Origin of the sequence: Phocaeicola coprophilus DSM 18228 = JCM 13818 (assembly GCF_000157915.1) — a bacterium.
GTDB lineage: Bacteria > Bacteroidota > Bacteroidia > Bacteroidales > Bacteroidaceae > Phocaeicola > Phocaeicola coprophilus.
Window position 1 is genome coordinate 130,529 of record NZ_EQ973634.1, and the last position, 7,641, is coordinate 138,169.

The window sequence follows — 7,641 nt, forward strand, 5'->3', positions numbered from 1 at the left end:
TTCCGGCGGAGGGTAAGCAGATAATGCTGATGAAATGATAAGCCTGCCGGTCGTTTCCGAAAAAGAAAGGTATGGAGTGGAAACACTGAAAGCTACCTTTATTGCAAGGTTGATTGCGGTAAGAGCATTTAAATACCAGAGAAGGTTGGGGAAGTAGGGATAAAATAAAAGCAGGAGGAAAACCTTGGATAGCTGTTTTCCCCCTGCCTGATTGAATTTCAGATGAACGTTGTCCGATTAATGGCTCAGCATATCACCTGTAATCTTAGTGAACTTGTCTTGTCCTTCTTTACGCAGTTTGATGCTGCCGTCATTCCAGTTTGAAGGCCATCCGCCGATGATGTGTCCCAGGAACACTGCCTTGATTTCGTGCAGACCTTTGGCCAGAGCTACGGATGAATCATGACGAGAGAAGCGTTTCACTTCACCACCGTTGTTAACCAGCAGTTTGCCGTCGATCCATACTTCTTCCAGATCAGAAGAAATGTAGTAAACGCCATCTTCCGGGATATTTACATAACCGGTAGCAACTGAAGCATATTGTTTAACGCCACGCATGGATTCCGGAGACGGTGTCTGTGCGGTCAGTGCGCGTGTTTCTTCGATTACCTTGGTTTCTCTGGGCTGAAGTTTTGCAGCTTCCAGATCTTTCACGTTCAGGAACATGCCGTCGAATACCTGCATGTTCAGGCCCGGAGCAGTCTTTTCCACTTCTTTAGCAGGAGCCAGTGTCTGTTTTTCTACCTGGATGGTACGTACAGTGCTCAGCTTGCCGGAAGGAAGTGCAGAAGCGATCTTCAGGGTTGTATTTTCAGTAAATGTCAGAGGAGCCGAGTAAACGGTTGACTGTGCAGTCGGTTCGCTTCCGTCGGTGGTGTACACAATTGTCATCGGACGTGAAGTGGTAAATTCCAGTGTAGCCTTGTCAGTGAAAGCCACGAAGTTACATGAACCGTTCGGCTGTTCCGGCATCGGAATGTGGTAATTTACATTGTGTTCATCCAGACGTACATAAGCGTTGTTGATACGGCGTTCGAAGTCTTTGTAATCCTTGCGGTCCAGATTGGTCCATCCGATTTCAGCAACTGCAATGATACGCGGGAAGGTCATGTATTCACGGATAGCTTCGCTATACATATATTCAGACCAGGTATTTCCCTGTACACCCAATACATAATCACCTTTACCCATGGCAGCCAGTGTGTCGGGTACCGGGTTGTAGCTGTAAGTCTTTTCCAGTGTAGTATAACCGCCGATGGTTACCGGTTCGATCTTGGAATCACCCTGGTAAGCGTCCAGATACATACCGTTTCCACCCGGAGTCATGATAACCGTATGGTTCATGGATGCAGCAGCGATACCTCCGTCTTCACCTCTCCATGACATAACGGTTGCGCTCGGAGCCAGACCTCCTTCAAGGATTTCATCCCAACCGATGATTTTCTTTCCCTTTGTTGCCAGGTATTTTTCCATGCGCTGGATGACATAACTCTGCAGTTTTTCTTCTGCTGAATGATTCTTGTCGGCAGTCAGACCTTCCTTACGGATGCGCTGCTGACAGAGCGGACAGTTCTTCCAGCTTGTCTTCGGACATTCGTCACCACCGATGTGGAAATATTCGCTCGGGAACAGAGGTACCATTTCGTCAATAACATCTTCCAGGAACTTGAACATGTCTTCTTTACCCGGACACATGACGATGTCTTCCACGCCCCAGATGACACGCGGTGTTCCAGCTTCTCCCTTGCAGGAAAGTTCGGGATAAGCAGCAATGGCAGCCATTTCGTGACCCGGAAGTTCCAGTTCGGGAACTACAGTAATGAAATGGTCGGCTGCATATTTCACAATGTCTTTGATTTCTTCCTGAGTATAATATCCGCTGTGTTCTGTTCCTTCGCCTTCGACACGTTTGGAACCGATTTCTGTCAGTTTCGGATATTTCTTGATTTCGATACGCCATCCCTGGTCGTCTGTCAGGTGCCAGTGCAGGCGGTTGATCTTGAAGAGTGACAGTACGTCAATAAACTTCTTGACATTTTCTGCCGGCATGAAGTGACGGCAGGGATCCAGCATGATTCCGCGATAGCCGAAGCGGGGTTCATCCTTGATGCTGACTGCCTGTGCAGTCCATGCAATTCCACTTACTTTCTGAGCACTCTCGATTTCTGCAGGCAGCAGCTGCATGAAAGTCTGCATACCATAGAAAAGGCCTTGAGGAGTCTTTGCGGTTACGTTGACAGCATCGCCGGTAACATCCAGCTGATAGCCTTCATCGTTTACGTCCAGTGATTCATCCAGTTTCAGGGTGATGTTTCCACTTTCGCCTACGGTAATGTCATAACCGGTGGCGGTTCTCATTTTAGCTGCAAAAAATTCTGCAATGGTTTTGGCTTCGGGTGAAGCTGCTCCCAAAGAAGTACTTCCTGAAAGACGGAAAGCACCTTGCTGTTGTACGAGACTCTGAGGCATCGGAATGATGTTGATGCCTTCATTGTAAGACTTCACTTCACCGGGCTGGCCGCTACAGGCTACCAGTAAACTGAAAGATGCACTTGCGCAAAAGGTTAATAAATGATTCTTCATACGAATGTGTTAGATTAAAAAACAATTTCTCGCCAAAGTTAGGACAAAGAATTAAGATATGAAAATAAAGGTTTGAGAAAAAGAGGAAAAGGAAAGATTCCGGAAGAATGAAGGGTATGATTCTAATAAAAATCCTGTCATTCCCCTTATAACCGGAGAGTGACAGGATTCCTGCATGCTGTTTCTGTTATTTTTGTTTCCGCGGCTGGCCTTTCAGTAATTCCCGGTGGAATTTCATTTCGGCTTTCTGAACTTGATAAATTTTTTTGGCCGACAGGAACTTTTTGTATTTCTGGACATATTCCAGTTCCAGCTGATCGGTTGCTATCCGTGCCTTGATCACGTCTTCCACAATCTTGGCGTATTCGGTTTCCGTGGTATTGGGATCTTTTCCCTTGCGCATTTTCTGCCAGGCTTCCTTGTTTTGTTCCTGCTTCTTGTCCTGCAGTTCAAAATAAAGCGGGAAGAACCTGGCTGCTTCCTGCGCATTCAGTCCCGCCTTTTCTGTGATAAAGGCCTGCTGGCGGCTGCGGAACTCCTCTTTGCTGAAATGCCCTTTCTGTGCATGGATTCCAGTCAGACAGCAAAGAGCCATCAGGGTGAGGATATAGAGTTTTCTTTTCATGGGTCAATGAATTAATTATTGATAAATTTCTGTATTTGCATCAGTCAGGTATTGGTAAAGCGTATAATCATCCATCATGGTCTGGTTGACAATGGGATCAATATATTCGTCCGGAATTTCGGAGAAAGTCTCTGTATGTCCGTTCTGGCTGGATACCGGATGCTTGGATTGATTCACCATGACGCGTACGCCGAACATCAAGCCACAGAACATGGCAGCCATGTAGACCCATGGTCTTACACGTTCCCACATGGTAACTTCGGGCTGAGGCTGGCTTTCTTTTTCCGGAAGCTGTTCCATCACTTTGCCGGCAAGATTTTCAAAATACCCTTCCGGTACGGTAAAGGGATTCGGAGCGCCGTATTTTTTTCGTAATTCGTTTTCTTCCTTCATGGTTGTTGTTTTTATGTATGTATTACTAAGATATGATTTTGTTCAAAAGGTTTAATCGTGCTTCTCGAAAAATTCTTCAATTTTTTTCACGGCATGATGATAGGAGGCTTTCAAGGCACCGACGCTGGTACCCAGAATCTCTGAAATCTCTTCATATTTCATTTCCTGAAAGTACTTCAGGTTGAAGATGATGCGCTGTTTTTCCGGGAGCTGAAGAATTGCCTTCTGGAACAGTTTCTGGGTTTCGTCACCGTCAAAATAAGGATCGCTTTCCAGTTTGTTGACCATAACAGCTTCCGTATCATCTATGGAAAGCTGGTCTTGTGCCCGTTGTCTGTTCAGGAAATTCAGGCACTCATTGAACGCGATCCGGTAGAGCCAGGTCGAGAGCCTGGCATCTCCCCGGAAATATTCCAGATTACTCCAGGCCTTGATGAAGGTATTCTGCAGCAGATCGTTGGCATCATCGTGCGAAAGCACCATACGCCTGATTTGCCAGTACAGTTGTTCGCTGTAGGCTTTGACCACCTGCTCAAATGCTTTCCGGCATTTGGACGAATCCTGAAGCTGTTGGGCTATTTCTTGTTCGTTATAGTTGCTCATGACAATGAATAGATGCTTTTTTCTTTGTCTGGTTTAATGGGTTTTGTTTTTATTAACTTCCCGGCTTTCCCTTTAGAGTTCGATTTTCAGGTTTTCCTGTGCCAGAATGGTTTGCGGGAAAATGGCTGAAGCTTCTTTCAGCAGTAGGCTGTCATCTTCATAGCGTGCCGAGAAATGTCCGATCATCAGTTGCTTCACTCCGGCTTCCCGGGCGATCAGTGCTGCCTGTTCTGCGGTGGAGTGTAGGGTGGCCTTGGCCCGTGCCAGTTCGGAGGTAGTGAAAGTCGCCTCGTGAAAAAGCAGGTCGACACCTTTGATCTGTTCGGTGATGCGTGGCAAATAGCAAGTATCCGAGCAGTATGCATAGGTGCGGGGCGGATCGGACGGGATGGTGAGCCGTGCATTGGGAATTACGGTTCCGTCTTCCATCTGGTAGTCTTCTCCGTTCTTGATCCGGTTGATCAGATAGAGAGGAATGTGATAAAAATCAATCATCTCGCGTATGATGTGATTGGGAACCGGCTTTTCGCGGAACAGAAAACCGCAGGTAGGCAGCTTATGGCGAAGAGGAATCGTTTCTACACTGACGGAACGGTCGTCGTAGATGACGGCCTGTTCTCCGGGATCAATCGCGTGGAATACCACCTTATAAGTCATTCCCTTGCAGAAGTAGTTGAGTTGCGGAGCGAGCAGTTTTTCCAGTTCGGCATGGGCATAGATATGCAGGTCGGCGGTACGTTCCAGCATTCCGAAGGTGGAAATCAGTCCCATCAGGCCGAAGCAGTGGTCGCCGTGCAGATGGGAAATGAATATGTGGTTCAGTCGCCCGAAGCGGAGTCGTGACCGGCGGAGCTGCACCTGAGTGCCTTCTCCGCAGTCGATCATGAACAGCTTTTCGCGGATGTTTACCACTTGCGATGTTGCCGAATGCCTCAGGGTAGGCAGGGCCGATCCGCATCCTAATATGTGAACGTCGAACTTTTCCATGCCGACAAAGATACGATTTTATTCGAAAACCGTATTCCGCATGTCGCCGGTTTCTGCAAATGCAAGATGCATTTTCAGTGCGTTGCGCAGGGAGAGGGGAGTGTGACAGGATGTTCCGTCCGACAGTTTCACGTAGTCCCACAACAGCTGGCGGTAGTCCGGGTGAGCACAGTTTTCGATGATGCATTCCGCACGTTGCCGCGGCGATTTGCCCCGCAGGTCGGCTACGCCCTGTTCCGTGATCAGGATGCGCACGTCGTGTTCGGTGCTGTCGGTGTGCGAAACCTGAGGCACGATGGAAGAGATGAGTCCGCCTTTAGCTGTCGACGGTGTCGTGAAGATGGACAGATAGGCATTGCGGGCAAAGTCGCCGGAGCCGCCGATTCCGTTCATTATCTGTCTTCCAAGCACATGAGTACTGTTCACATTGCCGAAGATGTCCGCTTCCAATGCCGTATTGATGGCGATGACCCCTAGCCGGCGGATTGTTTCCGGATGGTTGGTAATCTCTTGCGGACGAAGCAGAATCCGTTTGCCGAGCGTATCCATGTTGTCATATAGCAAGTCCAGTTTGTCATCAGAAAGTGTCAGCGAACTTCCGGTGGCAAAGCAGATACGTCCGTCCAGCATCAGGTCGATGACCGAGTTCTGGATCACTTCCGTAAACATGGAGAAAGGAGGAAGCTGCCTGTCGGCTCCAAGTGCTCCCAGTACGGCATTGGCGATGTTGCCCACTCCGGACTGAAGTGGAAGGAATTCGTGGGGGATGGCTCCTTTTTTCCATTCCCGAACCAGAAAGTCTGCCACATTGCGTCCGATCTGAAGAGTCGTTTCGTTTTGCGGAGTAAAAGGAGCTATGGCATCCCGTTCGCAGGTACGGACGACACCGGCTACTTTACGCGGATCAGCCTGAATACTGATTGTTCCGATCCGGTCGTTTACGCGATAAACAGGGATTTCACGCCGGTGAGGCGGCATATCCGGCAAGTAGATGTCGTGCATGCCCGTCAGGTGATCTTCATGCGCTTCATTAAGCTCAATCAGGATCTTGTCGGCCATTTCCACCAGTGTAGGTGAGATGCCTACGGATGTACTCAGAATAATTTCTCCGTTTTCAGTGATGGCTGAGGCTTCGATGATGGCTACATTGATTTTTCCCAGAAATCCATAGCGTACGTCCTGTCCGATCAGCGAGAGATGCACATCAAAATAACGTGCGTTGTTAGTATTGATGGCTTCACGCATGCTTTTGTTGGACTGGAAAGGAGTACGGAAAGAAACCGCCTGTACTTCTGCCAGTGCCTTATCTATCTGATTTCCCGTAGCTCCGCCTGTGATCAGTCCCACCTGGAAAGGATGGCCCTGCTCATGCAGTTCCCGGGCACGTTCGGCCAATGCTGCCGGAATAGCTTTGGGGGTACCTACCGAAGAGAATCCTCCGATTCCGACTGTATCCCCGTGACGTATGATGCTGGCAGCTTCGGCTGCCGTTAGAAAAGGATAATTCATAATTTAGCTGTCGTTGTATTTTTTTCGGGCACAAAAGTAAAATATCACTTTATATTTTCAAATAAAAATACAATTAAAAATGCATATTATGCAGAAATACCTTTGAAATGGATAATAAATGTAATATTTATAAGAAAAATAAAGAAAAAAGCATTTAGAAAGAGGATTCGTTTTAAAGAAGGTATATTTGAATTTATTTGTTCAGCAAGTGCTTGCTGTCTGAGAAGAAAAGAGTAAAAAACGCCTGTGGAATGAAAAAAAATCCCGAATTCGTTTTGCAACTTCAAAGAAAGCAGTAAATTTGCATCGCTTTTCCAAGAGAGCGTTAGAGATAAAGCCGAAATAACTCAGTTGGTAGAGTAACTCATTCGTAATGAGTAAGTCGCGGGTTCGAGTCCCGCTTTCGGCTCATAAAAAGTCAGGGAATTAAGTCTGTTAAAGCTTGATTCCCTGACTTTTTTATGGATCAATTAATACTTCACTTTTAATTCAGATATTCTTATTTGAAGTTGTGTTACAGATAGATTCTTCACATTGAGACTTATAATAATGTCCATCAATTTGAACGGCACAACAATCATATTTTATATTTCTTTAAGTCGTAATACTCGTTCATTCCTTCTATTGTATGCACAATGATATATAAATCGGAGGTTTTTTCATTGACACAGAAAAATCCTATTTCTTCATCAAAAGAATAGTGTCCGATAACGTTACCATCCCAATCAAGTTTAACAATTGTAAATGTCTCATGAGGAATATAAGAACCACCCTTTTTTTCGACTTCAACGTGACTCCGTTTTAAATAAAGGTAGTTTTCGGAAGGAAAGATAAAGGATGTTCCATTGTATCCTTCTTCCAAGGCAAGTGCTTCTCTTTCTTCATTTACCCTTGGGACTGGGTTTTCTGAAAATTGAATAGATTTCTTCAGGTTTCCTTGT

7 protein-coding genes and 1 tRNA gene are annotated in these 7,641 nt (G+C 46.5%); 1 reads left to right on the top strand and 7 read right to left on the bottom strand.

Annotated elements, in window-relative coordinates:
- Positions 1-237: 237 nt before the first annotated feature.
- From BACCOPRO_RS04595 to BACCOPRO_RS04620, 6 genes are all read right to left on the bottom strand, one after another.
- Entirely contained in the window at positions 238-2,583 is a 2,346-nt protein-coding gene (locus tag BACCOPRO_RS04595) for a family 20 glycosylhydrolase (protein WP_008141404.1), read from the bottom strand.
- A gap of 187 nt (positions 2,584-2,770) precedes the next feature.
- A complete protein-coding gene (locus BACCOPRO_RS04600) occupies positions 2,771-3,208 on the bottom strand; it encodes a hypothetical protein (RefSeq protein ID WP_008141406.1) in 438 nt (145 codons plus the stop codon).
- Between the two features lie 15 nt (positions 3,209-3,223).
- Positions 3,224-3,601, bottom strand: a complete 378-nt coding sequence (locus BACCOPRO_RS04605; RefSeq protein ID WP_008141408.1) for a hypothetical protein — start codon at positions 3,599-3,601, stop codon at positions 3,224-3,226.
- Between the two features lie 51 nt (positions 3,602-3,652).
- Positions 3,653-4,204: an RNA polymerase sigma factor gene (locus tag BACCOPRO_RS04610; protein ID WP_008141410.1), complete on the bottom strand. Its 552-nt coding sequence runs from the start codon at positions 4,202-4,204 to the stop codon at positions 3,653-3,655.
- 72 nt (positions 4,205-4,276) lie between these two features.
- Positions 4,277-5,191, bottom strand: coding sequence for a ribonuclease Z (locus BACCOPRO_RS04615; RefSeq protein ID WP_022277308.1), 915 nt, complete (start codon positions 5,189-5,191; stop codon positions 4,277-4,279).
- An 18-nt stretch (positions 5,192-5,209) separates the two neighbouring features.
- Positions 5,210-6,700, bottom strand: a complete 1,491-nt coding sequence (locus tag BACCOPRO_RS04620) for a butyryl-CoA:acetate CoA transferase (RefSeq protein WP_008141414.1) — start codon at positions 6,698-6,700, stop codon at positions 5,210-5,212.
- Positions 6,701-7,036: 336 nt separating this feature from the next.
- Between BACCOPRO_RS04620 and BACCOPRO_RS04630 the strand changes: the two genes are divergently transcribed.
- Positions 7,037-7,109 (top strand) — tRNA-Thr (locus BACCOPRO_RS04630).
- 168 nt (positions 7,110-7,277) lie between these two features.
- Here BACCOPRO_RS04630 and BACCOPRO_RS17990 read toward each other — a convergent pair.
- The coding region (locus BACCOPRO_RS17990; protein ID WP_008141418.1) for a hypothetical protein at positions 7,278-7,641 on the bottom strand (364 nt) is incomplete at its 5' end.

Excerpts from the sequence above, each read along its gene's own strand:
- BACCOPRO_RS04595 (WP_008141404.1), bottom strand. The coding sequence starts at position 2,583 with ATGAAGAATCATTTATTAACCTTTTGCGCAAGTGCATCTTTCAGTTTA.
- BACCOPRO_RS04600 (WP_008141406.1), bottom strand. The coding sequence starts at position 3,208 with ATGAAAAGAAAACTCTATATCCTCACCCTGATGGCTCTTTGCTGTCTG.
- BACCOPRO_RS04605 (WP_008141408.1), bottom strand. The coding sequence starts at position 3,601 with ATGAAGGAAGAAAACGAATTACGAAAAAAATACGGCGCTCCGAATCCC.
- BACCOPRO_RS04610 (WP_008141410.1), bottom strand. The coding sequence starts at position 4,204 with ATGAGCAACTATAACGAACAAGAAATAGCCCAACAGCTTCAGGATTCG.
- BACCOPRO_RS04615 (WP_022277308.1), bottom strand. The coding sequence starts at position 5,191 with ATGGAAAAGTTCGACGTTCACATATTAGGATGCGGATCGGCCCTGCCT.
- BACCOPRO_RS04620 (WP_008141414.1), bottom strand. The coding sequence starts at position 6,700 with ATGAATTATCCTTTTCTAACGGCAGCCGAAGCTGCCAGCATCATACGT.